This window comes from Micromonospora sp. MW-13 (genome assembly GCF_003434305.1).
In the GTDB taxonomy this organism is placed as follows: Bacteria; Actinomycetota; Actinomycetes; order Mycobacteriales; family Micromonosporaceae; genus Micromonospora.
Genome location: NZ_QKKX01000046.1, coordinates 20786 through 45076, shown reverse-complemented (window position 1 = coordinate 45076; position 24291 = coordinate 20786). Strand labels below are relative to the sequence as shown.

General features: G+C 69.2%; 21 protein-coding genes. 11 read left to right on the top strand and 10 right to left on the bottom strand.

What is annotated here, in order from left to right; translation table 11 throughout:
* The first annotated feature begins 310 nt into the window (after window positions 1–310).
* Genes C5N14_RS21915 through C5N14_RS21880 form a run of 8 tightly spaced genes read left to right on the top strand, consistent with a single transcriptional unit; the run spans window position 311 to window position 9135 of the window.
* Window positions 311–2293 (top strand): amino acid adenylation domain-containing protein, encoded by a 1983-nt coding sequence (locus tag C5N14_RS21915; RefSeq protein WP_243639900.1) that lies wholly within the window; start codon window positions 311–313, stop codon window positions 2291–2293.
* On the top strand, window positions 2274–2483 hold the full coding sequence (locus C5N14_RS21910) for an MbtH family NRPS accessory protein (protein ID WP_117670130.1): 210 nt from the start codon (window positions 2274–2276) through the stop codon (window positions 2481–2483). The genes C5N14_RS21915 and C5N14_RS21910 overlap by 20 nt, the downstream gene beginning before the upstream one ends.
* A 42-nt stretch (window positions 2484–2525) precedes the next feature.
* Window positions 2526–3677 (top strand): FAD-binding oxidoreductase, encoded by a 1152-nt coding sequence (locus tag C5N14_RS21905; RefSeq protein ID WP_243639898.1) that lies wholly within the window; start codon window positions 2526–2528, stop codon window positions 3675–3677.
* A gap of 20 nt (window positions 3678–3697) precedes the next feature.
* Window positions 3698–4885: a LeuA family protein gene (locus tag C5N14_RS21900; RefSeq protein WP_117670170.1), complete on the top strand. Its 1188-nt coding sequence runs from the start codon at window positions 3698–3700 to the stop codon at window positions 4883–4885.
* The gene (gene leuC / locus C5N14_RS21895) at window positions 4882–6279 is read left to right on the top strand and encodes a 3-isopropylmalate dehydratase large subunit (protein ID WP_117670128.1); all 1398 of its coding nucleotides are present in this window, start codon (window positions 4882–4884) and stop codon (window positions 6277–6279) included. Before C5N14_RS21900 ends, leuC begins: the two co-directional genes overlap by 4 nt.
* A gap of 9 nt (window positions 6280–6288) precedes the next feature.
* Window positions 6289–6915, top strand: a complete 627-nt coding sequence (gene leuD, locus C5N14_RS21890; RefSeq protein WP_117670126.1) for a 3-isopropylmalate dehydratase small subunit — start codon at window positions 6289–6291, stop codon at window positions 6913–6915.
* A gap of 14 nt (window positions 6916–6929) precedes the next feature.
* Window positions 6930–8081: a pyridoxal phosphate-dependent aminotransferase gene (locus C5N14_RS21885; RefSeq protein ID WP_117670169.1), complete on the top strand. Its 1152-nt coding sequence runs from the start codon at window positions 6930–6932 to the stop codon at window positions 8079–8081.
* Window positions 8082–8106: 25 nt separating this feature from the next.
* A complete protein-coding gene (locus C5N14_RS21880; protein WP_117670124.1) occupies window positions 8107–9135 on the top strand; it encodes an isocitrate/isopropylmalate dehydrogenase family protein in 1029 nt (342 codons plus the stop codon).
* A 24-nt stretch (window positions 9136–9159) separates the two neighbouring features.
* On the opposite strand, the gene C5N14_RS21875 is transcribed toward C5N14_RS21880, so the two are convergent.
* Together C5N14_RS21875 and C5N14_RS31810 are read right to left on the bottom strand one after the other, a co-directional pair.
* Window positions 9160–10599, bottom strand: a complete 1440-nt coding sequence (locus C5N14_RS21875) for a peptide ligase PGM1-related protein (RefSeq protein ID WP_128763636.1) — start codon at window positions 10597–10599, stop codon at window positions 9160–9162.
* The gene (locus C5N14_RS31810; RefSeq protein ID WP_128763635.1) at window positions 10596–11681 is read right to left on the bottom strand and encodes a hypothetical protein; all 1086 of its coding nucleotides are present in this window, start codon (window positions 11679–11681) and stop codon (window positions 10596–10598) included. The genes C5N14_RS21875 and C5N14_RS31810 overlap by 4 nt, the downstream gene beginning before the upstream one ends.
* A gap of 383 nt (window positions 11682–12064) precedes the next feature.
* Between C5N14_RS31810 and C5N14_RS31805 the strand changes: the two genes are divergently transcribed.
* Window positions 12065–12364, top strand: coding sequence for a hypothetical protein (locus C5N14_RS31805; protein WP_128763634.1), 300 nt, complete (start codon window positions 12065–12067; stop codon window positions 12362–12364).
* Here C5N14_RS31805 and C5N14_RS21860 read toward each other — a convergent pair.
* Window positions 12340–13479: a peptidoglycan-binding protein gene (locus C5N14_RS21860; protein ID WP_117670116.1), complete on the bottom strand. Its 1140-nt coding sequence runs from the start codon at window positions 13477–13479 to the stop codon at window positions 12340–12342. The two genes, C5N14_RS31805 and C5N14_RS21860, sit on opposite strands and share 25 nt — an antisense overlap.
* A gap of 166 nt (window positions 13480–13645) precedes the next feature.
* On the opposite strand from C5N14_RS21860, the gene C5N14_RS21855 reads away from it, so the two are divergent.
* Window positions 13646–14668, top strand: a complete 1023-nt coding sequence (locus tag C5N14_RS21855) for an RICIN domain-containing protein (protein WP_117670114.1) — start codon at window positions 13646–13648, stop codon at window positions 14666–14668.
* A gap of 231 nt (window positions 14669–14899) precedes the next feature.
* Here C5N14_RS21855 and C5N14_RS21850 read toward each other — a convergent pair whose 3' ends face one another.
* The gene (locus C5N14_RS21850) at window positions 14900–15526 is read right to left on the bottom strand and encodes a hypothetical protein (RefSeq protein ID WP_117670112.1); all 627 of its coding nucleotides are present in this window, start codon (window positions 15524–15526) and stop codon (window positions 14900–14902) included.
* A gap of 76 nt (window positions 15527–15602) precedes the next feature.
* Between C5N14_RS21850 and C5N14_RS34250 the strand changes: the two genes are divergently transcribed.
* The gene (locus tag C5N14_RS34250; RefSeq protein ID WP_371685884.1) at window positions 15603–15809 is read left to right on the top strand and encodes a zinc ribbon domain-containing protein; all 207 of its coding nucleotides are present in this window, start codon (window positions 15603–15605) and stop codon (window positions 15807–15809) included.
* 35 nt (window positions 15810–15844) lie between these two features.
* On the opposite strand, the gene C5N14_RS21840 is transcribed toward C5N14_RS34250, so the two are convergent.
* From C5N14_RS21840 to C5N14_RS21815, 6 genes are all read right to left on the bottom strand, one after another.
* On the bottom strand, window positions 15845–17065 hold the full coding sequence (locus C5N14_RS21840) for an acetyl-CoA C-acetyltransferase (protein ID WP_117670110.1): 1221 nt from the start codon (window positions 17063–17065) through the stop codon (window positions 15845–15847).
* The gene (locus C5N14_RS21835) at window positions 17066–18394 is read right to left on the bottom strand and encodes an FAD-binding oxidoreductase (protein ID WP_117670108.1); all 1329 of its coding nucleotides are present in this window, start codon (window positions 18392–18394) and stop codon (window positions 17066–17068) included.
* Window positions 18391–20220, bottom strand: coding sequence for a hydantoinase B/oxoprolinase family protein (locus C5N14_RS21830; RefSeq protein ID WP_117670106.1), 1830 nt, complete (start codon window positions 20218–20220; stop codon window positions 18391–18393). Before C5N14_RS21830 ends, C5N14_RS21835 begins: the two co-directional genes overlap by 4 nt.
* Window positions 20221–20246: 26 nt before the next feature.
* Window positions 20247–22292, bottom strand: a complete 2046-nt coding sequence (locus C5N14_RS21825) for a hydantoinase/oxoprolinase family protein (protein WP_117670104.1) — start codon at window positions 22290–22292, stop codon at window positions 20247–20249.
* Between the two features lie 98 nt (window positions 22293–22390).
* The gene (locus tag C5N14_RS21820) at window positions 22391–23299 is read right to left on the bottom strand and encodes an acyl-CoA thioesterase (RefSeq protein ID WP_117670102.1); all 909 of its coding nucleotides are present in this window, start codon (window positions 23297–23299) and stop codon (window positions 22391–22393) included.
* On the bottom strand, window positions 23296–24288 hold the full coding sequence (locus C5N14_RS21815; RefSeq protein ID WP_165878187.1) for a phosphotriesterase: 993 nt from the start codon (window positions 24286–24288) through the stop codon (window positions 23296–23298). The genes C5N14_RS21820 and C5N14_RS21815 overlap by 4 nt, the downstream gene beginning before the upstream one ends.
* Window positions 24289–24291: the final 3 nt, after the last annotated feature.

Here is a 24291-nt window from a genome sequence, read left to right as displayed (position 1 = left end):
ACGACACCGCTGGTCGGACACGTTGCCATTGGTGTCCAAGGGACTGCTACGGGTCGAGTACGGGGATAGCGGCGACGGTCCGGGCGGCACCCCGCCGATCGTCCGGCACGCGAGCATCCAGCCACGCCGCTCTCCCCCGCCGCCCGGACACGCATTCCGTAGGCTACCCGTACCCAATCCGGCACAGGTCGCGATCACCAGGAGATACCGACGCCTGCGCCGTTGATCTCGGTGACCTTTGCGCGTCGGTGCCACACCAAGCGCGCGATCCACTATGGGCGAGCAGCGAAACCACGCGAAAGAGACCGTGATGCGTATGCCCGTCGACGAAGACCCCGGCCTGCCCGTACTGGCCCCCGAGGAGTACCACCGCCAGGTCGTCGAGTGGAACGCGACCGAGGTGGCACGGCCCGTCACCCTGGTCCATGTCCAGGTCGCGGCACAAGCCGCAGAGCGCCCGGACGCGGTCGCCGTGACCAACGGGACACGGTCGCTGACCTACGCGGATCTCGACGCCGACGCCGGCCGGCTGGCCCGTTGTCTTCGTGAGGCAGGCGTGGTCCCGGAGGTCGCGGTGGCGATCTGCCTGCCGCGCTCGATCGAGCTGGTCATCGCCATGCTGGCCGTGTTCAAGGCGGGCGGCACCTACGTACCACTCGATCCGGAGCACCCCGACGCACGCCTCGAGTACATGCTGACGGACTGCGGCGCTCCCGTCCTGATCACCACGGACGACGTTCGTGCACGGCTTTCCGTCCCCGAGGGCGTGCGAGTCCTCCGCCCGGACGCCCGAGGCATTGATCCGGTCGATGCTCCGGTGGATCCGGGCAATCTGGCGTACGTCATCTACACGTCCGGATCGACGGGACGGCCGAAGGGTGTCGCGGTCGCGCACGCGGGTCTCGCCAATCTGGTGGCGTGGCACCTGGATTCGTACCGGATCGGCGACACCGACCGCGTCGGACAGTGTGCTGCCGTCGGGTTCGACGCGTCGGTGTGGGAGATCTGGCCCGCACTGGCCGCCGGAGCCACCCTGCACATCGCCGGGGACGACGAGCGGCTGCGGCCGGACCTGCTGCTGAACTGGTTGGCGGACAACCGGATCACGGTCACGTTCCTGCCGACTCCGCTCGCCGCGGAGGTCGTGAAACTGCCGTCGCCGCCAGGCTTGGTGCTGCGCGCGCTACTCACCGGCGGTGACAGGCTCGGCGAGCGACCTCGATCCGACACCGGATACGAGCTGATCAACCACTACGGACCGACCGAGGCCAGCGTGGTCACCACGGCCGGTGTCGTCCCGCGGCGCACCGGTTCGTGGCGGGCACCCTCGATCGGACGGCCGATCGACAACGTACGCACCTACATCCTGGACCACGCCTTGCGGCCGGTCGCCATAGGCGTTTCCGGTGAACTGCACATCGCCGGAACGAGCCTCGCGCGTGGGTATGTCGACAGCCCGGGTCTGACCGCCGAGCGGTTCGTTCCCGATCCGTTCGCCACTCGGCCGGGTGAGCGGATGTACCGCACCGGAGATCTCGCCCGCTACCGCCCCGACGGTGCGATCGAGTTCGTCGGGCGAATCGACAGTCAGGTCAGCATTCGCGGTGTCCGCATCGAGACCGGCGAGATCGAAGCCAGGCTCAGGGAGCACCCGGCAGTGGCCGAGGCCGTGGTCGCCGCGCGCGTCGACGAGCGTGAGAACACCTACCTCGTCGGCTATGTCACTCCTGCGACGGGCGGGGCGATCGACGTCGACGCCGTACGCGAACACCTGGTGAATCACCTGCCGGGCCAGATGGTTCCGGCGGTCCTCGTCCCGCTGCGACGGTTTCCCGTCACGTCGAACGGCAAGATAGACGTCGGCAATCTTCCTGTTCCGGAGTCATCCGGTGTCGAGACGCCACGGGATCCGCTTGAGGATCTGGTCGCCGCGATCTGGGCTCTGGTGCTGGACCTGCCGGAGCCTGGTCAGATCGACATCCATGCGAACTTTTTGACGCTGGGCGGGCATTCTCTGCGCGCGCATCAGGTGATCGCTCGCGTCAACGCGACCTTCGACATCGACCTGTCCGCGCGTGCCCTGTTCGGCGCTCCCACGATCGCGTCGTTCGCCGACGTGGTCCGTCACGCCGGCACGCCAGGGCGGATCGAGACCGTCACCCGGCTGGCCCGTCAGGTCGACGAGATGTCCGACGACGAGATCGAACGGCTGCTCGCCGAGCATTCGACCGTGGACCACCCCTCTGCCAAAGGATGGGAAGGAGAGCAGGCAGATGAACTCAACCGAGGATGACGACCAGTCGTATCTCGTCGTCGTGAATGACGAGGAGCAGTACTCGATCTGGCCGGAGGGCCGGGAAATTCCGGCTGGCTGGAAGCCGGTGGGTACGGCCCGTTCGAAGCAGGACTGTCTCGCCCACATCGAAACGGTATGGACCGACATGCGGCCGCGCAGTCTGCGTGAGCGCATGGCGAGTTCCTGAGCAGGCTGGGCATTCGATGGTACGTGGGTTGTGAGGCGTGAAGTGACCGAAATTCCATCGAAGGCGTCCGTTGTGATCATCGGCGGCGGAGTCATCGGAGTCAGCGCCGCGTACCACCTGGCCGCCGCCGGAGTGCGCGACGTCGTGCTGATCGAGCGCGGTGCTCTCGGGTCCGGATCCACCTGCCGCGCGGCGGGCGGAGTCCGCGCCCAGTTCTCCGACCGCGTCAACATCGAGCTGGCGACGCGCAGTCTCGAGACGTACGAACGTTTCGGCGAACGCTTCGGCCAGGACATCGACCTGCGGCAGGTGGGTTACCTGTTCCTGCTGGACCAGCCGGAAACCGTGGCCGAGTTCGAGTCGGCCGTCGCCGTGCAGAACGACCTCGGCGTGCCCAGCCGGATGATCTCGGTCGCCGAGGCGCGGCGTCTGTCGCCGTTGATCGGCACCGACGGGCTTCTGGCGGCGGTGTACTCGCCGACGGACGGACACTGCACCCCCGAATCGGTGGTGCTCGGGTTCGCCACCACGGCCCGCAGGCTCGGTGCGCGGCTGGTCACCAACTGTGCTGCGTCCGGTATCGAGTACGACGGGGATCGGATCATCGCGGTCAGCACCGAGGGCGGCCGGATCGAAACCGACACGGTCATCTGCGCGGCTGGTGCCTGGTCTCGCGAAGTGGGCGCATGGGCCGGTGTCGACCTGCCTGTCGTCCCGTTGCGGCGGCAGATCGTGCTCACCGAGCCGATGAACGGCCTCGATCCGGCGACACCTTTCACCATCGACTTCGGCACCGCCTTCTACTTCCGCGCCGAGGGTGCCGGACTGCTGCTGGGAATGTCCGACCCGGACGAGAAGCCCGGATTCAACACGAACCGGTCGGAGAGCTGGTTGGCAAGTGTCGCCGCGGCCGTGCAGCGAAGGGCACCCGCGCTCGCGGATGTGGGTCTCACCACGGGCTGGGCAGGCCTCTACGAGATGACTCCTGATCACAACGCGCTGATCGGGACCGCCGGCGACGGCCGATTCCTCTACGCCGCCGGGTTTTCCGGGCACGGCTTCATGATGGGCCCCGCCGTCGGCGAGGTTCTGCGTGACCTCTGCCTGCAGCGGCCGACCTTCACCGACATCAGCGGCTTCCACGCGGGCCGGTTCACCGGCGCCGCAGGCCGTCCCGAATTGAACGTCGTGTGACCACCAACGAGGAGGTTGGGATGACTGACAGCACCGGCCGCGCACCGCGGCGCATTTCGATTTTCGACACGACCTTGCGGGACGGTGAGCAGGCCCCGCGCAACGCGATGAGTCCGCGGACGAAACTCGACCTCGCCCTGCGGATCGAGGCACTCGGCGTCGACGCCGTCGAAGCCGGATTCCCTGCCTCGTCGGCAAAGGACGTCGAGGCCACCCGGCTGATCTCCGAGGCACTCACCACCGCGCGGGTGGCGACCTTGTGCCGGGCGGCCCGCGGTGACGTCGAAGCGGCGGTCGAGGCGGCGGGCACGAAGAACCACCAGTTGCAGGTCATCGCCACCGCCAGCGAGATCCACCTCGAGCACAAGCGTGGCATCACCCGCGACGCCGCCTTGCGCGAGCTGTACGACGCCATCTCGCTGGCCTCCTCGCTCGGCGTTCCGTTCATCACCCTGGCGATGGAGGATTCCAGCCGCGGTTCACTCGACCTCCTGCGTGCCACCGTCGAGACCGCGCTGGAGGCCGGTGCGACCCAGGTCGGTGTCGGGGACACGATGGGGTGTGTGACACCGGCCGAGTTCGGCGAGCTGGTCGCGACGGTCCGGGAGTGGGCACCGGCATCGGCGAGCCTCACCGTGCACTGCCACAACGACTTCGGACTCGCACTGGCCAACACCATGGCGGCCGTCGAGGCGGGCGCGGACGAGGTCCAGGTGACGCTGGGCGGCATCGGCGAACGTGCCGGCAACACGGCACTCGAGGAGGTCGTCGGCCTGCTGGCGTACAAGAGTGAGGTCTACGGGGCCACGACCGACGTCAAGACCGAGGGGATGTACGAGGTCTACTCGGCGATCCGCGCGGCGATCGGACTCGAAGAGCCACGCAACAAGGCGCTGTTCGGCACGTACGCCTTTGCCACCGCGGCGGGCATGCACCAGCAGGGGATGCTGCAGAACCCGTTGACCTACGAGTACGTCGAGCCGGGCCGGTTCGGCCGTGAGTCGCAACTGCTGGTGGCCCGCCACTCCGGCCGCGCGGTGCTGCGGCACGTCGCCGCACAGGCCAAGCTCGACCTTCACGACGACATGGTCGACTCGCTGTACGAGAAGTACGTCAACGGTCGTGCCGACGGCGACTGCGTCGAGCTGGGTGTCCTGCGTGAGGAGATCCTCGCCGAGATGGCGAACACCGCGGAGTCGGCCCGATGACCGGTAGGACGCTGGCCGAGAAGCTGTGGCAGCGCCACGTCGTCCGCGAACTGGACGAACGGACCGATCTGCTCTACATCGACCTGCATCTGATCCACGAAGTGTCGTCGCCCCAGGCGTTCGAAGGTCTCCGGCTGTCCGGCCGCCGGGTCCGTCGCCCGGAACTGACGCTCGCGGTCGAGGACCACAACGTGCCGACCCACTCGCTGACCATCGCCGACGACGCGAGCCGGGCGCAGATCGACGCGTTGCGCGGCAACTGCGCCGAGCACGACATCGAGCTGTACTCGATCGGTGACGCCAGCCAGGGCATCGTGCACGTCGTCGGTCCCGAACTCGGCCTGGTACAGCCCGGAATGCTGGTGGTGTGCGGCGACAGCCACACGTCGACCCACGGCGCCCTTGGCGCACTCGCCTTCGGCGTGGGAACCAGCGACGTCGAGCACGTGCTCGCCACGCAGACACTCGCGGTCGCCCGCCCCCGGACCATGGCGGTCGAGTTCACCGGGCTGCCCCCGGCGGGAACCGAGGCGAAGGACATCATCCTCGCGGTCATCGGCGCCATCGGTACCAACGGTGCCCAGGGCTTCCTCATCGAGTACCGCGGTGAGGCGGTGCGTTCGATGTCCATGGAAGGCCGGATGACCATGTGCAACATGAGCATCGAGGCTGGTGCGCGTGCCGGGATGATCGCCCCGGACGACAACACGCTCGCCTATCTGCGGGACCGGCCCTACGCGCCGTCCGGTGCGGCCTGGCAGGACGCGGTGTCGGACTGGGAGACGCTGGTGACCGACGACCCGGACGCCTTCGACCGAGTGGTCCGGATCGACCTGGCCGAGCTCAGCCCGCACGTCACGTGGGGAACCAATCCCGGGCACGCCCTTCCGCTCGACGCGGCGGTGCCCTCGCCCGAGTCGTTCACCGATCCGGTCGAGCGGGCCAGCGCCGAGCGCGCGCTCGAGTACATGGACCTCCGGCCGGGCACCCGGATGCGTGACATCCCGATCGACACGGTGTTCATCGGTTCGTGCACGAACGGGCGGATCGAGGATCTACGGGCGGCGGGCGAGATCCTGCGTGGCCGCCGGGTCAAACCCGGTGTCCGGATGCTCGTGGTCCCGGGCTCCGGCCGGGTGCGCGTCCAGGCCGAGCAGGAGGGCCTGCACGAGGTCTTCAAGGCGGCGGGTGCCGAGTGGCGCCTGCCCGGCTGCTCGATGTGCCTCGGCATGAACTCGGACCGGATCTCCGGCAACAACCGGGTGGCGTCCACGTCGAACCGGAACTTCGAGGGGCGCCAGGGTGGCAGGGCCCGTACCCATCTGGTCTCACCCGCCGTCGCGGCGGCAACAGCGGTGACCGGCAGGCTCGCCGCCCCACACGATCTGGTCTGAGAGTAGGCAATGGAACCGTTTTCCTCGCACACCGGCCGGACAGTGGTGCTCCGGCGCAGCAACGTCGACACCGATCAGATCATTCCGGCCGAGTTCGGCAAGCGGATCTCGCGGCACGGCCTTTCTGACGCCCTGTTCGCGCGGTGGCGAAAGGACCCCGCCTTCATCCTCAACTCCAAGGAACACGAAGGCGCGACGGTACTGATCGCGGACACGAACTTCGGCACCGGAAGCTCGCGTGAGCAGGCGGTCTGGGCGCTGCGCGAGTGGGGATTCGCGGTGGTCGTCTCGACCCGGTTCGGCGACATCTTCCACCGCAACGCACTGCGCAACGGCCTGCTGGCGGTCGTCCTGCCGGACGAAGCCGTCGCGTCGCTGATGGACCGCGCCGAAGCCGATCCGTCCTTCGAGATCAGTGTCGACCTGACGAAGTGCGAAGTGGCCGCTGGCCAGGACCGTTGGTCGTTCAGCATCGACGAACGGGCACGCTGGCTGCTGCTCAACGGACTCGACACCATCGAAGTGACGCTGCGCGACGCGGCGGACATCGCGGACTACGAGCGGAGCCGGCCATCGTGGCTGCCCGAGATCCCGCGGGGCAGTGGATCAACGCAAGCCAGGGCGGGCACGCGGTGACAGGCGGTGCGCCCATGGCCACCGGCGCACGTCGTCTGGCTCGACTACCCGCCGACGGCCTCAGCGAGTTGATCGAGGCGGGCCGCAGGATGGGTGCGGTGGACCTCGCGCTGGGCAGCCCCGGATGGCCACGGCCGCCGAAGGCGATGATCGACCAGGCGTGCGCCGCGCTGCGGGACGGGAACAACCAGTACGGCGACATGCGTGGCAACGGGGAGCTCCGGGCGGCGTTGGGCCAGTCGTTCCGGACACCGGCCGATCCGGACACCGAGCTCACCATCACGGTGGGAGCGGCCGAAGGGCTGGCTGTCGCGATGCTCGGCGTCCTCGATCCGGGTGACGAGATCGTCGTGTTCGAGCCGTTCTTCGAGCCCTATCTCGTCTCGATCGCAACGGCGTCGGCCGTGCCGAGATTCGTCCGGGTCCGGCCGCCGGACTGGCGGTGGGACGCCACGGCACTCGCCGCCGCGATCGGTCCCCGTACCAAGGCGATTCTGGTGAACACGCCGAACAATCCCACTGGCCATGTGCTGGAGGAAGACGAGTGGGCGGTCATCGCGGAACTGTGTGAGCGGCACGATCTGCTGGTCATTTCCGACGAGGTGTACGCCTCATATGTCTACGACGGCGGACAGCACATCTCGGCGGCGGACGTGCCGGGACTGCGAGACCGAGCGATCGTGGTCGGCAGTTTCTCGAAGAGCCACGCCATCAGTGGCTGGAGAATCGGCTTCCTCCGTGCCGCCCCCGCACTCACCCGTGCGTTGCGCAGCATCCACATCGGCCTGACGGGCGGAGCTCCGGTGCCCCTGCAACAGGCCGTGGCCCGGTCCGGACTGGTTGACGGGCAAGAATGGGATCCACGGCCGGATCTTCAGCAGCTGCGGGACAAGGCGGTGCGTATCTTCCGCGGTGTGGGGTTACGCTGCACGTCTCCTCGGGGCGGTTGTTATGTCGTCGCCGAACTCGGGCCATACGGCCGAGAGGATTGCCGGTCCTTCGTTCGCAGGCTCGCGATCGACCTGGGTGTGCTCCTCGCGCCGGGGCAGCTATTTCTGTCCGACCGGACATCGGATTCCGGCTTCGTTCGTATCGCGTTCAACAAACCGCACGCATATCTCGACACCGCGCAGGGGCGGCTGGCGACCCTGGAGCCCAAGCGGTGACGGCTACGATTATGAGGAGATCACAGTGACGGTGATCGCTGTTGTACCTGGTGACGGAATCGGACCAGAGGTGACGGACGAGGCCGTCAAGGTCCTCGATGAACTGGGGCTCGGACTCGACTTCGACCACCTCGACGAGGTCAACGCCACCACGTTCCGGAAAACCGGGGCAGGCCTGTCCCCGGAGGACTTCGAACGGATACGTTCCGCGAAATCGGTGCTGTTCGGTGCCATCGGCGCTCCCGGCATCAACAATTCGGAGTACGGCCGGGGCGTGCTGATCAAGATGCGTTTCGAGCTCGACCTGTACGTGAACCATCGGCCAGCGTTTCTGTGGGACGCCCGGCTGAGCCCCCTGCGGGACGAACGTCGCAGGAACGTCGACTGCGTCATCGTGCGAGAAAACTCCGAAGGACTGTATGTCGGCGTCGGCGGCAGGGTGCGTGCCGACACACCGGACGAGATCGCGATCGACGAGGAGGTCAACACCTACCGCGGTGTCTCACGCGTGCTCGACTACGCGTTCTCGATAGCGCGAAAGTCGGTGTGCCTCGTGGACAAGTCGAACGCCGTTCCCAATGGCGGGAAACTGTGGCAGCGTTGTTGGCGCGAGGCGGTCGAACGGCGTCCCGACATCGACTGTTCCCACCTGTACGTGGACGCGGCGGCGATGAAACTGATCGCCGACCCGTCAGTGTTCGACGTCATCGTGACCAACAATTCCTACGGTGACATTCTGAGCGACCTCACCGCCCAGTTGGCCGGTGGCCTCGGCATGGCGGCATCGGCGAACCTCAACCCAAAGACCGGATTCGGCGTGTACGAACCGGTCCACGGCAGCGCACCGGACATCGCGGGGCAGGGAAAGGCGAACCCCGTCGGAGCGATCCTCAGCGCCGCGCTCCTCTGTGAGGGAATCGGCCTCTCCGAGGCTGCACTGGCGATCCGTGGAGCGGTTTCGACGGCGGTGTCAGCAGGGCGCTGCACGCCCGACATCGGTGGCTCGTTGAGCACCCAGGAGGCTGGTGCCGCCATTCGCGCCGAACTTCGGTAACACCCACGGCGAAGCCAAGCGGGCTCAGGAGTCGGCCGCGCCGAGCGCTCGGCGGCTGTCCTGATAGACCTGCTCGGCTTCGCCGGGAGTGTCGCCTATCGCGGTGATTCCCAGTTTGCCGTACACGCATGCGGCACCCAGCAGGTGCAGGACCGCGCCAGTACCGCGGCGCGGGTCGAAGGCGTTGGCGCCCAAGCGGTCGATGATGTCGGCGGGGCGGCAGCCGCGGAAGTGGGGAACCCACAGGTGATCCGTGCCGACGTAGGCCTTGGCGCGCCCGCCGTCGACAACCTGGCCAGTGGCGCCGTCAACGCAACCGCCGGTCACGAGCAACGTCGTACCGAACGGGTGCGTTGTGCCGCCGACCCGCAGGTTGGTCTCGCACAACAGGATTTCCCATCCACCACGCTCGACGGCCAGGAAATCCAGGCTGAACACGCCAATGACACCACGTGCGGACAAGGCGTCCACGACGCGTTGGGCGGCGGCGCGCAGCGCTGGTCGATACCGGCTGTCCGCCGGGGACCGGCATCCCACGTAGACCATCCCGTCGAGGACCTGGTCCTGGGTGACGATCACCTCGGGCGTTCCGTCCGGGGTGATGCTGGCGAACGTGCTCGGCGAGCGCAGACCCGGTGTCGTGAGGTACCGCTCCGCGGTCGCGCCCCGCGCGGAGATCTTTGCCGCGAACGACGTCCAGGTCTCGTCCGGTGCGGTGAACCTGATCCGGGCCTGGGCCAGGCGTCCGTTCGGCATGGCTTCGACGATGGCGTTGCCAAGGCCTCCGTATCCGTCGTCCAGCTTCAGCATGACCGGGCCGTCCGCGACCAGTCGAGCCACGACGGCCTCCACCTCCCCGACGCTGGCCAGCCCCCCGGCGCCAGGGACCGTCGCGACGCAAGCGCCTTCTGCGATCGCCCGGCTGCCAGATTTCGTCCCCAGAACGGCCAGCCGCGCAGGCGCGCCGTACAGCGGAAGGCCAGTGATCTCCGACAGCCGCTCCTCGTGTTCGGTCACGACAAAGGGAAACAGCCAGGCATCGGTGCCCGCCGCCCGCGCGATCTCGTGGCACATCGCGGGGTCGGCGAGGATCCTGTGCGTCAACGGGCACAGTTCGGTGTTCTCGGCCAGGCCCACCGGCATCATCCGCAGCCGGGCACGGGCGCCCGCCGGATCGGGCAGGAAGCTCAGGTAGTAGTCGACGACCTCGGCGTCGACGGGCACCGAGGACAGGAAGATCACGGAGACGGCGGGCTCGCGCAACATGAGCAGGAGGAACAGAAGTCGCTCCTCATAGCGGGCATAGCCCTCGATGTGCGCCAACTCCCCCGGCGAGAGGGTGAGGGAGGGAAGCACGACCACTGTTCCACCCGTGGGTGTGAACATCGGCAGTCGCGGATGTCTTCTGGCGAACTCCAGACGAATCTCCTCGGCGGAGGCACCGCGGGCGCGCGGTGTCGTCATGACCAGATCGCCAGATTCCCACCGGTCGTGATGCCGATGAACATGGCGACCGACACCCTGCGCCCGTCCTGCCCGCCTGCCACGGAGTGGTAGAAGCGCGGGTTGAACACGAGAGCGTCGCCCGGCTCCGGTCGCACCGTCACCGACTGGACGCCCGCCACCACCTCGCTGTCATAGCCGAAGCCGATCCGGGCCGCCTCGTCCGTGGGCTCCCAGGTGCGGCGCCAGATGGTGGTTTCACCCCCGACGGACGGCATCATCAGGTAGACGTTGATCGCCAGTTGGGCGACGAGCTTCTGGTCGAACAGCCCGCGCGGGAATTCCCGTGCCACGTCGTCGAAGTGGACCCGCAGCCCACCGTTCGACTCGCGGATCGTGCCAGCCATGACCGGGCGACCCGCTATCCGGGCCGCCTCCGGCGGCCCGCCCCACACCTCGCCGAGCCCCTCCAGGCAGATCCGGAGCGGATCGGGGTCCAGGTCGGCCGCCGCCCACGCCGTGCGCGCCGACTCGACGTGCGTCCAGTAGCCGGGATCGAGCTGGCCATCGGCGACGAAGTCGTTGACCGTCGGGCCGAACCGCAGCACAGGCGGGTTGACCCGTTTCGAGTTGACCGAGCTCAACGGCATCCGGTCCACCAGCCCGGCCAGATCCGCCCGCAGTTCGGCGGGCAGGAACGCGCGGGCGTGCACGCAGGCAAGGGTTCCTGTGGCCAGCCGAACCAGATGATCCTTGGTCAGCCCGGTCACGACCTCCTCGCTGAATAGCGGATCATCGGCTGTCACGGAGAGAGTCATGGTCGTCGTCCCATCGGCTCGGTGCGAGAGCGGTGACTTGATGTTGACCGTTGCCGACGTCCGTTCGTGGACAGGTTCATGGCACATCGCCGCCCGCATCGTCCCTGGCCGTGCCAGGTCCGGCAGTCGGCTGACTGGCGTGGTACTGCTCTCGTATGCCGCTGTGGTGACGCCGGATGCGCCGGTAAGGCGGGTGGGCGGTGCGCACGTCGCGGTGTCGTCAGCGGCCTCGTGCAGCGGCAGGTCGACCAAACTTCCTGCGTTCTGCCGGTGAAGGGTGACCACGCCGGAGGTGCCTTGGTCAGTCCACGTGCAGACGGGGTGGGCTTGCGCCACGGATGAACTGGTCGGCAGCGGCGACCTCAGCCGTAGACGCGGTCCGCCGCTGCGTGCCTGTGTGGGTGAAGCTGTACGCCGACAGGGCCGTGGTCCGGGGCGCGAGCCGGCCAACCCGGCGGGGCGTACCGATCCCTTTCCGAACAGTTCCGAACAGGCGTACTCCTTGCCCGTGCCCCCGCACCTGATTCATGGTTGACGCCAGTGCCGCGGCGGTAGTGGGGATCTGAACCAACCGCACGATTCCGGCTTACGCCGTTCCGGCGGAACTCGACTTTCGCCGGATAGAAGGCGACCGGTGGCGACGGCAACGCCCTTCAGAGGAGAGCTTGATGAATGCCCGAACCGGCCAACCTGTCGGCAACACTGTTGTCGCCGAGCCCGACCGCCGTCGCAGTCTCCGCCGCCTCCTCTGCTTCAGTTTCGATGCCACCACCGACGATCCACCTGCTAAGGGCGTGGTCCGGCACATGACCGGCTTCGGCCGCGCCGCCGGCGATTCCGTGGGTGCGTACGTCTACGTCAACCGGCTGCGACCGGGAGTCGTCCACCGGTGCGAGGGGGCGCCCTGCCCGGTCCGTAACCGGGCAGGGGAAGGCGCGTTTCACTACGACGGTGCGCAGCGCCAGTGACCGAAGTCGCCGGTGCGCGACCAGACATCCCGCGCCGCCCCAATACTCCAGTCCGGATCCAACGCGGTCCGGCGGTCGACGCCGAGCCGGGACAACTCCATGTCGCTGAACTGGAACAGCCCCCAGCGCCGCGATCCGTCCGCGAGAACCTCGATACGGTACGGGTCCAGCCCGGACAGGCACCGCGCCAACCGCACCGCCCCGGCCGGGTCTTCCGGGAAGGTTTTCCGCAGTCGACTGCTGATCCGGTCCTCCGGCCAACTGGCCGGCACCATCGGGTCGCCCGACAGCTCGTCGAGCAACCGCCCGTCCACCGTGCCGCTGACCGGCAGGCCACCCAGCGCCTGGAAGGCCATCACCCGGCTGGCGGTATCCGGGCCGAACCAGCCGTCCACCGGTACGCGCAGCCCGCCGGCGACCAGCCGCTCCTGGAGATCCAGCACGCAGGGGCCGTACATGCCCTGCCGCAGGACTAGCGGGCAGCCATCGGTTGAGGCGGCGTTCCTGCCGTCACCGTCGGCGTGCGACAGCAGCGCCCCGGACGCGCCGACGGCCAGCGCGCCCACCAGCGCGCCCACCAGCACGAGCACCCCCAGCCGCAGCCGTCGACGGGCCGGCCGGCTGGCCCGGTCCGCCTCGGCTGGTGCCTGCTGCGGCTCGGCCGGGTCGACGGCCGCGAGCCCAGCGTCGGGAGACGTCGGGTCGGGGTCCGTCGGCTGGCTGTCCCCTCGCGCTGGCTCGCCCAGTCGCGCCTCGATGTCACGCCGCAACCCGACCCACCGCTCGATGTCCCCGGCCGGCATACCGCACCCGGCCAGCAGCGCCACGACGGTCCGCTCCCGGGGCAGGGTAGTCCGCCCCAGCATCGTGGCGAGGGTGCTCGGCGGCAGCCAGTGCCCGGCAGCCGAGGACCGCCGGGAGATCTCCCGGTAGGTCAGGCCGGAACACCGTCGCACCTTTCCGAGCAGCACGACGTACTCCCCCGCCGTGGCGGCCTGTGGCACCGGATCCCGGGCAGAGTCATCCATCAAATCCCCCGCGTCGTCGATGTGGTCGGGCTCGGCCCGGTGCCGGGCCGAGCCCGTCGGGCCGTACACCGTCAGCGGTGCGGCCATCGGTGAACGACGCTAGACAAGCGGGTCGGCGGGGACAATCCCATGGTCGGGACGATGCCGTGTCCGGGCAGCTCAATGCGGCTTGTCCGAGTCCTTGTCCGACCATCTCGGACAGCCGCTCGGCGGCGACTTGCCCCGGCACGTCGGGTGTCTGGAGAATCGGGCGATGACCACGGGGGAGCTTCGACCGGACGAGGCGGCCGACCCGGCCGAGTTCGTCGACATGCTGCGCCGGCTCAAGGACCGGTCCCGCCTGACGTACCGACAACTGGAGCAGCGCGCGGCTGCGGCCGGTGACGTGCTGGCCCGCAGCACCGCCGCCGATGTCCTGCGCCGGTCCACTCTGCCGCGACCCGAGGTGCTGGCCGCGTTCGTCCGCGCCTGCGGCGGGGAGGATCACGTGGAGGTGTGGCTGCGGGCGCGGGACCGCCTCGCCGCCAGCGCACTCGCCCCGTACGATCCGATGCCGACCACGCCTCCGCCGGAACCGCCACCGGCCGATGCCACCGCAGGCGACGCGAGCACGAAAGTACGACGATCCGGCGCGGCGGGTCGGCGCTGGTTCGCGCGGCCCGCGCCGCTGGCCCTGCTCATCGTCGGCGTCCTGCTGGCCGCACTCGGCGTCGGCGCCTGGATCCGTCGCCCCGACGGTGGGCAGCGGCCGGCGGCAGAGCGCGCCGGTGCGGCCACCTCGGCGAGCGGCAGCGCCGGCGCCTCGGCCAGGCCGAGCGGCGGCCGGAGTCAGATCCGCCCCGCCCGCTCCCCGCAGCTCTGCATCTCCGAGGGGCGTGACCGCAGCGGCCGGTACCGCAGCGAGATCGCGGTCCAGCGTCCCTGCGCCGGTGCTACCCCACCGGAAACCTACCTGGAGCCGGTGGCCGACGGCCTGTACATCATCAAGTGGGACCACCCGGTGCAGGGGTTGGGCTGCCTCACCGTCCGCTTGGAGGATCCCGGCCGAAACCTGATCGAGCCCTGGAAGGACTGCCGCAGCGACCTCTGGCCCCAACTGTTCCGCTTCGAGCCGACCGGATCTGCGCCGACCGCCTACCGCCTCCGCCCGGCGGGCAGCGACTTGTGCATGGGCATCCGGGACGATGACACCGAGGTGCTGGCCGAGGCGGCGGTCGAGCCGTGCACCGGTGGAGCGGACCAGGTGTTCCTGGTCGATTCGCTGCCCGAAGGTTGATGGCCCACGCGGTCCGGCCGGTTGCCGTTCCTCAGCAGCCGCCGACGGGCAATCGGGGCACCGGCCAGGACAGGTAGGGCTGCCATGTCCCGGCGCGGGGTACGAGCTGCGCCCTCAACCCGAAGAAGGCCTGGCCTTCTGTTGGTCGTCCGACGGACGCACCGTGCACCCCCGCGACGGGCGGTGTGGCCGAGCGCTTCGGCGGCGTGCCGAAGTCTGCCCATGGCTCGGTCAGGCCTTCTCGAAGGTGACGCCCTGCCGGTCGATCGCCACCTGCTTCTCCACCACGGTGCCGATTTCTGTGGTGTACCAGCAGAAGAACGGCGTCGGGCCGAAGGGGAACACGGCCTGTTCGGGCATCGCGGCGTCGCACATCGCGGTGCCCGGCCGGGCGTTGTTGTTGCCTGCTTCGTTGATCCACAGCCAGCCCACGTTCCTCTGGGACAGCACGCCGACCGAGGCGACGGCGGACCAGGTCAGGTACTGGTCGGCGATCGACACGGTCACGTCCATGGGCACCGCGAGATCGTCGAACTTTACCGTGCACCTCGCCTTCACGTTGCCGGTGATGAACTTCTTGTTGCAGGTCACAGACGTGTGCGCCGGTGCGCCGGCCTGGTTCAGCACCTGTTGTTGCAGCTTGTACATGACTTCCGCGTGCGGTGTACCGGGCTTGCCGTAGTCCGTGGGCGTGGCGGGGCCGTCGGCGGTGTACGGGTGGGTGCTCGACACCAGCCGCCCGGGCCGGGGCGGCGCGGCCGGCGACGAGGAAGGCGCGGTCGCGGCCGGGTCGGGACCCGAGCAGGCGGCGAGGGCAAGAAGCAGCAGCAGTCCGATGCTCGCACGGGAAAGGCGCATCTAATCAGGGTATCGACAAACACCACCATGACCGGCGAGGCCGGCCGCAGGTGCGGCGTTTTCTGGGGCGTGGCTGGTGCGCCGCGGGCGAGACGGCGGGTCATGGGTTCCGTCGACCTCCACGTGCGGGGTGGGTGGTGTAGTCGGGGAGAAGCTGGCGTTGAACGTCCGGTCGTGGACCTGCCCGTGCGGGGCCAGTCAGGACCGGGATGTCAACGCGGCGATGCCGGCACCGCGCCGGGAAGCGGTAACCCACCGGAAGCTCACCCCCTGCGGGAGGTAGCAGACCGGAGTGCCCGGGTTCATGACGGGGGGACGTCAAGAGATCCGCTGCACGATCATCGCCATGCCCTGCCCGCCCGCCGTGCACATCGTCTGCAGGCCGATCTCACCGTCGTGGAACTCGAGCGAGTTCAGCAGGGTCGCGGTCAGCCGGGCGCCGCTCATCCCGAACGGGTGTCCCATGGCGATCGCGCCACCATTCACGTTCAACCGATCGTCGGCGATGTCCAGTTCCCGTTGGCAGGCCAGCACCTGCGACGCGAACGCCTCGTTGATCTCGACCTGGTCGATGTCGGCGATGCTCATGCCGGCCCGCCGCAGCACCGTACGGGTCGCCTCGACCGGGCCAAGGCCCATGATCTCGGGTGACAGCGCGGTGACGGCGGTCGCCACGATCCGCGCCCGCGGGACGAGCCCCAGCTCGCGAACCTTGGCGTCACTCATGACGACGAGCATCGCGGCGCCGTCGTTCAGCGGGCAACTGTTTCCTGCGGTGACCCGGCCGTCGGGCCGGAACACCGGCGGAAGCTGGGAGACCACCTCGTACGTCACGCCGCGCCGCGGCCCGTCGTCGGTGCTGACGGTCCGTCCGTCGGGCAGGCGCACCGGGCAGATCTCCCGGGCCCAGAACCCGATATCGGTCGCCTTCTCCGCACGCCACTGTGAGCGCACGGCGAAGTGGTCCATCTCCGTCCGCTCGATCCCCTTCAGCCAGGCCACGTTCTCGGCGGTCTGACCCATCGGGATGTGCGCGTCGGGCAGCAGTCCGCGCTCCCGTGGGTCGTCCCACCCCTGGATCCGCTCCTCGACCCGCCGGGCGGCCCGCTGGCCCGGCTCCGCGAAGACCTCGTTCCGGGTACCGGGCCATCCGTCGGCCGTCCCCCGGTCGAACCGGGAGACCGTCTCGACACCGGCCGAGAGGTACACCTCGCCCTCGCCGGCCCTGATCGCGTGGAAGGCCATCCGGGTCGTCTGCATGGACGAGCCGCAGTACCGGTTGACGGTGGTCCCGGGAAGCCGGTCCAGGCCCAGTTGGATCCCCACGATCCGGGCCATGTTGAAGCCGGACTCTCCCGCCGGCTGCGCGCAGCCGAGCAACAGGTCCTCGATGTCCGCCGGATCGAGTTCGGGCACCGCCGCCAGGCCGTGCCGGATGACCTGGGCGACCAGGTCATCCGGCCGTACCGAGGCCAACGAACCCTTCACCGCGCGGCCGATCGGCGACCGCACCGCCGCGACAATCATCGCCTCGGGCACCTACTCATCCCTCCGTCGCGACGTACCCGGTACGGTCCGGTTGACCGGGCGGGCCCGGCGCCCGAGCGCACGCGCCGGGTCGAACGGTCGCAGCGCCGGCACCTCGTGGCCGCCGATGAGCCGGGCCAGCAGGTGCGCGGTCGAGGGCGCCATCATGACGCCGAGCATGTTGTGCCCGGTCGCGAGGTACACCCGCGAATGGCCGGGCGCCGCCCCGATGAACGGCAGCCCGTCCGGGGTCATCGGACGCGCCCCCATCCACTGCGCGGTCCGCCGGGTCCAGTCGACGCCCGTGAAGTACGGCGCCGCTGCGTTGACGACCTCCCGGATCCGGTTGGGGTTGAAGCTGTCCTCCCGGGCGTCGAACTCCATCGTGCCGGCGATCCGCACCCCGTCGCCCAGCGGGACGGCGCCCACGTGCGCCTCCTCCAGCTTCAGCACCCGGGTCAGCGGCTGCGCGGGCGCGATGCTGAAGCTGTAGCCCTTGCCGGCCCGGACGGGCAGGTCGAGGCCGAGGTTCGCGGTCAGCACGGCCGAACCGGCACCCGCCGCGACCACGACGTGCCCGGCCGCGAAGGTGTCGACGCTGGACTCGACCCGGACCTCGTGCGACGAGGGTTCGATCCGGGTCACCCGGGCACCCTCGTGGATCACGACGCCGTTCGCCCGCAGGGCGTCGGCCAGCGCGTCCACGAAGGTGCTCGGGTCGACCTGCGCCTGGCCGGAGAGCACGAACCCGGCCCGGGCCCGCTCCCCCAGGCAGCGCTCCAGCGTGAGCAGCTCCGGCCCGTCCAGGAGCTCGCCGAGATCGTCCCGCACCGGGTAGTGCTCGCGCAGGAACGCGCGCTTGCGTTCGGCACGGTCCCGGGACGGGAACAGGTACAGGTACTCGCGCCTGGTGACCTCGATGTCCACCCCGCTGTCGGACATGGCGGCGAACCGGTCGTACGTGTCCGCGCCGAGCTGCGCCAGCGCCCGGACCCCCGCGCGGAAGCGCTCGGCGGTGGCGTTGCGGGCCATCTGCAGCAGGAAGGTCCCCATGGTCAGTGCGGCCATCGGATGGACGTAGAGGGCGCTGTCCTTGCGGTACATGTTCTTCAACGCCGTGCTGACGATGCCCGGGGCCGGCAGCGGACCCACGATCGGGGAGCAGATCTCCCCGGCGTTTCCCCGGGACGCTCCGCTGCCGACTCGGTCCCGTTCCAGGACGACGACCCGGTGCCCGCACCGGGCGAGTTCCCATGCGACGCAGAGCCCGAGCACACCACCACCGACGAGGACCGTCGGCCTCGACGCCGTTGCGCCGTTCTTCGTGTTCACCGTCGTCATGCCTGGTCCCGTGCCGTCCGCAGGGTGGCCCGCTGCCAGGCGGTCGCCGGCTCGTCGACCTCGTGGGTGTCGGTGATCACGACACCGTAGGCGTCCCGGGCCGCCTCGACGCTCACCTTGCGGTTGAGCACGTCGGTCCGTACCCGGTCGGGGTTCCGGTGCAGCGGATCACCGTACCCGCCGCCGCCGGGGGTGTAGAGGGTGACGGTGTCGCCGTGGTCGAGCGGCATGGTGGGGCCGGTCTGGTACCGCAGGACCTGTTCCGACTCCCTGCCCTCGTTGATGATCCACCGGCTCGGTGCGCCGCTGTGGCCGCCGAAGAGGCCCTTCGGCGGGATCGCCGAGTACTGCGACGTGTGCGAGAACCTGGCTTCTTCGCCCCTGACCTGCCAGCTCAGCCTGAGGCCGAGTCCGCCGCGCCACTCACCGGCGCCGCCGGAGTCGGTGTAGAGGGTCTTCGACTGGTACAGCACCGGCGCTTCCCACTCGGAACTCTCGATCGACGGGCTGGCGACGTTGGTGATCCATCCGGGCATGGCGCTCAGGCCGTCGCGGCTCGCCCGGGCACCGAGCCCACCGGTGCTCGGTCCGGTGCCCATGCGCCACTCCTGCCGAGCCGAGACGTCGCCGCCGTCGGGGTGGGTGGTGGTGTTGATCGCCGAGCCGCGGCCGTAGATGAGGCCACACGAGTTGGCCACCACCGCCCTGGGCAGCACCCCGGCCATCGCCTCGAAGATCATGTCCACGATCTGGTGGGTGACCGCCATCCGCTGGTACACGGCGGCGGGCGGGGTGGGGTTGACGATGGAGCCCGCGGGCGCCTCGATCGTCACCAGGTCCGCCGGGCCCTGGTTCTTGGGGATGTCCGGCGGCATCATCGCGAGCAGGCCGAACAGGCAGGCCGAGATGGTCGCCGACATCGGACAGTTGATCGGCCCGGCGATCTGGGCGTCGGAGCCGGTGAAGTCGAAAGTGATCCGGTCACCGGTGACCCTCATGGCGAGCCTGAGCCTGACCGGCCCGCCCATGCTGCCGTCTTCGAGCAGCAGCTTCTCCGTCTGGTAGGTCCCGTCCGGGACCCGGCGGATGTACTCCGCGGTCCGGCGCTCGGCGTAGTCGATCTGCGCGTCGACCGCCTGCAGCACCACGTCGCGGCCGTAGCGGTCCAGCAGGCGCCGGAACCCCTCCGCACCGACGTGCGCCCCCGACACCTGGGCCAGCAGGTCACCCCGTTGCGCGTACGGCACGCTGGTGTTGGTGAGGATCAACTTGAGCAGGTCCTCATCCAGGACTCCACCGGAGTACAGCTTGACCGGGGGAATCCGCAGACCTTCCTCGAAGATGCTGGTGTGCCAGTCGTTCGGGTCCAGACCGCCCGCTCCGGCCAGGTGCGCGAAGATCGTGGAGAAGCCGACGAGTTCGTCGTCGTAGAAGATCGGCTCGTAGACGATGAAGTCGGCCGTGTGGTGCGCCCCGACACTGCCGTCCACGTACGGGTCATTGGTGAGGATGACGTCGCCGGGTACGAGGGTGTGCGGCGGGAAGTGGTGCTTCAACATGCCCTTGAGACAGGGCCCGAGGGCGTTGAGGTGGACCGGGACGTTCGCGCCTTCGGCGACCAGCCGCCCCTGGGCGTCGAAGATGGACGACGAGCAGTCCTTGCCCTCCTTCAACAGCAGGGAGTAGCTCGTACGGGTCATCGTCTCGGTCATCTGCTCCGCGAGCGACTCCAGGGCGCTGCGGATGACCTCCACGGTCACCACGTCCGGGCCGCTGCCCGCGCTGGCGTCTCGGGTATCCGCTGATTTCACGAACTTCTCTCTCATGTGTTGAATCCTGTTCGGAAGTGGTGTCAGCGCGCGGTGAGCACGAGCGTGCCGATCGGACTCACGGACAGCCTCTGGTCGGGCCACAGCACCGTGGTGCTACCCGGCTCCTCGACGATCGCCGGGCCTTCGATGACATGGCCGGGGCGCAGCAGCGCCCGGTCGTAGACGGGAGTGTCGATCTTCCGGTCGAACATGACCGGGCGACGTTCCTTCACCGCCGCGTCGGCACCGGCGCCGGCTGCTCGGGGCAGTCTCGGGAACGACGGCTTGGCGGTCGTGGCGACGGCGGAGACCCGCAGGCTCACCAGTTGCACCGGGTCGTTCGGCGAGGCGTGGCCGTACCGCTGTTCGTGAAGCTGGTGGAAGGAGCTGGCCAGGTGTTCGAGTGCCCCGTCGCCGTACCCCTTCTCGAAGGGCACCACGAGCTCGAAACTCTGCCCCCGGTAGCGCAGTTCCGCCGTGCGCCGCACCGTGATCCGGTCCATTGCGATGCCCTCGGACAGGAGTTCCTTCGCCGCCTCGGCCTCAAGCTGGTCGAACCACTCGGTCACGGTGCCGACGTCGACCTCGTCCAACGGGCAGAGCCGCGATGCGACGGCGTCGCAGCTCTGGTCCGCCAGCAGCAGTCCCATCGCCGAGACGTTGCCGGGGTTCGGTGGGATGACCACGGTCGGGATGCCGAGTTCGCGGGCCGCGTCGCTGACGATCAGACCTCCCGCGCCGCCGAACCCGACGATCGCGAAGTCACGGGGGTCGAGGCCGCGGGCGATGGAGACCCGCCTGATCGCCCGGACGCTGTCGGCAGCGGCAATCGCGATGGCGCCCGCGGCCCACCGCTCGGGATCCCAGTCGTCGGTGTCGTCCCGCGACAGCGCCAGCGCGTCGCGGGCGGCCTCCCGGTCGAGCCGTTGCCGCCCGCCGAGGAAGTAGTCCGGGTTGAGGCGGCCGGTGACCACGGCCGCGTCGGTCAGGGTGGGCCGCGTCCCGCCGGCGCCGTAGCAGACCGGTCCCGGGCTCGCGCCGGCGCTGTCCGGTCCGACCCGCAACGCGCCACCCTCGTCGATCCAGACGATCGACCCCCCGCCGGACCCGATCGGGGTGATCTCGATGCTGGACAACTGGATCGGGTGTCCCAGCAGTTCGTCACGGGGTACGACGGTGGGCGCGCCGTCGATCACCACTGCCAGGTCGGTGCTGGTACCGCCCATGTCGTAGGTGATGACGTTGGCGCAGTCGACCTCGGCGGCGAAGTACGCACCGGCGATGGCACCCGCGACCGGCCCGGAGTTGGCCACGCGGATCGGTCGCTCCGCGGCACGCCTGAGGCTGAACGTGCCCCCGCTGCCCTGCATCGTCAACAACGTGGCGCCGAACCCGGCCTTCTCCGCCTGCTCGGCGAAGTCCACGAAGTGGGCGCTCAGCTTCGGTTTCACGTAGGCGTCCAGGGCGGTCGTGCTGGCGCGCTCGTACTCGGAGATCCGGGGGCTCACCACCGAGGACAACGACACCGGGAGCCCGGGCAACTCCTCCGCCAGAATCTGCGCCACCCGCACCTCGTGGCCGGGCTGGGTGTAGCCGTGGAGCAGGCAGATCGCCACGCTCTCCAGGCCGAGGTCCCTGATCGCCCGAGCGGTCTGCCGGACCTGCTCCTCGTCGAGCGGTTCCACCTCCTGTCCACGGAAGTCGTGGCGTTGGCGAACCTCGAAACAGTGACGCCGTTCGATGATCGGCGGGCTCGGTTCCCACTGCACGTCATAGATGTTGCCGTAGCGGTAGGAGTTCCGTACTTCAAGGACGTCGCCGAATCCGGCGGTCGTGATCAGGCCCGCCGAGATCCGCTCGCCCTGGAGAATCATGTTCACCGCGACGGTTGTCCCGTAGACGATCGTGTGTACGTCCTTCGGCTCGATGGCCGCCTTGTCGAGAATCCGTGCGGCTCCCGACAGTACGGCGTCGACTATCCGTCGGGGCGTTGAAGGGACCTTTTCGACCCACGTTCTACCGCTCTTTTCGTCCAACAGGACGAGGTCTGTGTGCGTCCCGCCAGTGTCAATTCCAAGTCGGTACATCTGGTGTCCCTAATTCTGTGCGAGACATCGCACTCGGGTTTGTCCGGACTGAATTTTCTCCGTCGACCTCCGCAACTGTATGAGCTACGGATTTCAGGTCATATATCCATCTGTCCACAACCGCCGGACGGGGCGTGGCCAATTGGAGCCACAGGCCCGGGCGAGCCCGGCCCGACACCCCGCTGGACCTCGCTGAGCAGCGCCCGCTCCGCCGCCGACCACGGGGCGGCGGACTGGTCGGAGTCGGACCGGATCCGGGCGACCCTCGTGGTCGACGAGACCACCACCGCGCCGCTGGCCAACTCGACGGCGCGCGAGGCCAGGTCGAAGGACGCGCGGCCGATCCGGGAGCACCGGGAGTCGAGGCGTATCCGCGTCCCGAGGGACGCCTGGGTCAACTCCAGGACGGTTCGGGCCACGACCAGGCGGCCGTCGATCCCGTGCCGCCACGAGGACACCGCGTCGTGCCGGGCCTCCTGGAGCAGATCGGCCGCACCGAGCGGGGCCAGCGATCCGCCGTGCGCCTGATCGGTCGGGCGGACCGGGACGACCAACGACCACGGCCACTGCCCAGCCGGCGGGGCCGGTCCGGGCCCGAGGCGCGCAGTCGCTCTCGCGGGGAGTCCGGCCGGGCCGGGCGGGCCGACCCGGACCTGCGCGGTGACGCAGCCGACCAGCCGCCCGTCCGGGGTGCCGGCACCCACCTCGCAGGCGACGAGGACCCCATCGCGGTGGTCGACGGCCCAGGCCCGGACGGTGATCGGGGTTCCGGCCTCCCGGACCGCTCGGTGGTATCGCACGTCCGCCCACAGCCACCCGCGTTCCCGGTGGTCCCACGCGTGCCCGGGCCGGCCGGACGCGCCCGCCCGCCGGGCGGCGAGCACCTGCGACACCCCGACCTGGACGAACCTCATCCAGGCGACGTTGTTGACGTGCCCCGCGACATCGAGATCAGAGAATCGCACCGCCATCCGGACGGTCTGCTCGAAATCACGGGACGCCGTCATCCCGCCTCCCCCGACAGCGCTCGCCGCGGATTCCGGACGAGAATGTGTTCCAGTTCCCCGTAATCGACACCGGCCCGCAGCAACCGCTGGGAGAACCGCTCGGGGATGTAACTGAAACCTCCCCCGCCGTACGCCGTCAGGTGATCCCTACCGCACACGTCGTGACTGAGGAGTACGCGATCGATGAAGCCGGCCCGGATCAACGACACCACGTGCGTGACCCGCGTTTCCAGCGCGAACTCCGAGCCCGGCCGGATGGTGTCGAACTGCACGTAGCAGCCGCTCCTCGCCAGATCCAGGTGGTATTCCGGGATGTTCACCGTGTCGCAGTGACCGATGATCACGCGGTCGGGCGGCACCCCTTCCTCCAGCAGCAGGTCGAGTTGCTGTCGACCCACCGGCCAGCGCGCCGCGTGGGTGCTGATCGCCGCCCCGGTACGCCGGCTCGCCTGGGCCGAGGCACGCAGGTTCCGCTCCTCCCTGGCCGAGATGAACCACTGGTCCGCGCCGACCTCGCCGATGAGACCGGCGCGGATCGAGGTCCCGGCGAACCCGTCGCACAGGTCGCGGACCAGCAACTCCGAGATGGCGCCGACGCTCCTGCGGTCGAAGTCCTCGGACGCGAGGTAGGGATCACGGTAGTACCCGGTCCCGAGAACGATCTGCACGCCGGTCGCCACCGACAGTTCACGCAGGGCCGCGACGTTGTCCGGGGCCCTGGTGTGCTCGGCCGAGGCCGCGGCCAGCCCACCACCCGGGCGGTAGACGCCGTTCGGGTCCGGGCTCGCTCCCCAGGTCAACTCCGCAGGGGTCACGTCCACCACCGTCACACCGCCCGCCTCCCGGTAGCGGTCGAGTTCGGACCGCACCAACGGGAAGTCCTGGATCAGCCCGGTGCCCCGATACTCGCGCAACAGGTTGATGAAGAGGTGCTCGTGCATGAGGGTCAGGCCGAGCCCGGCGGCGTCGACGGCGCCGGTCGCAGTCATGAT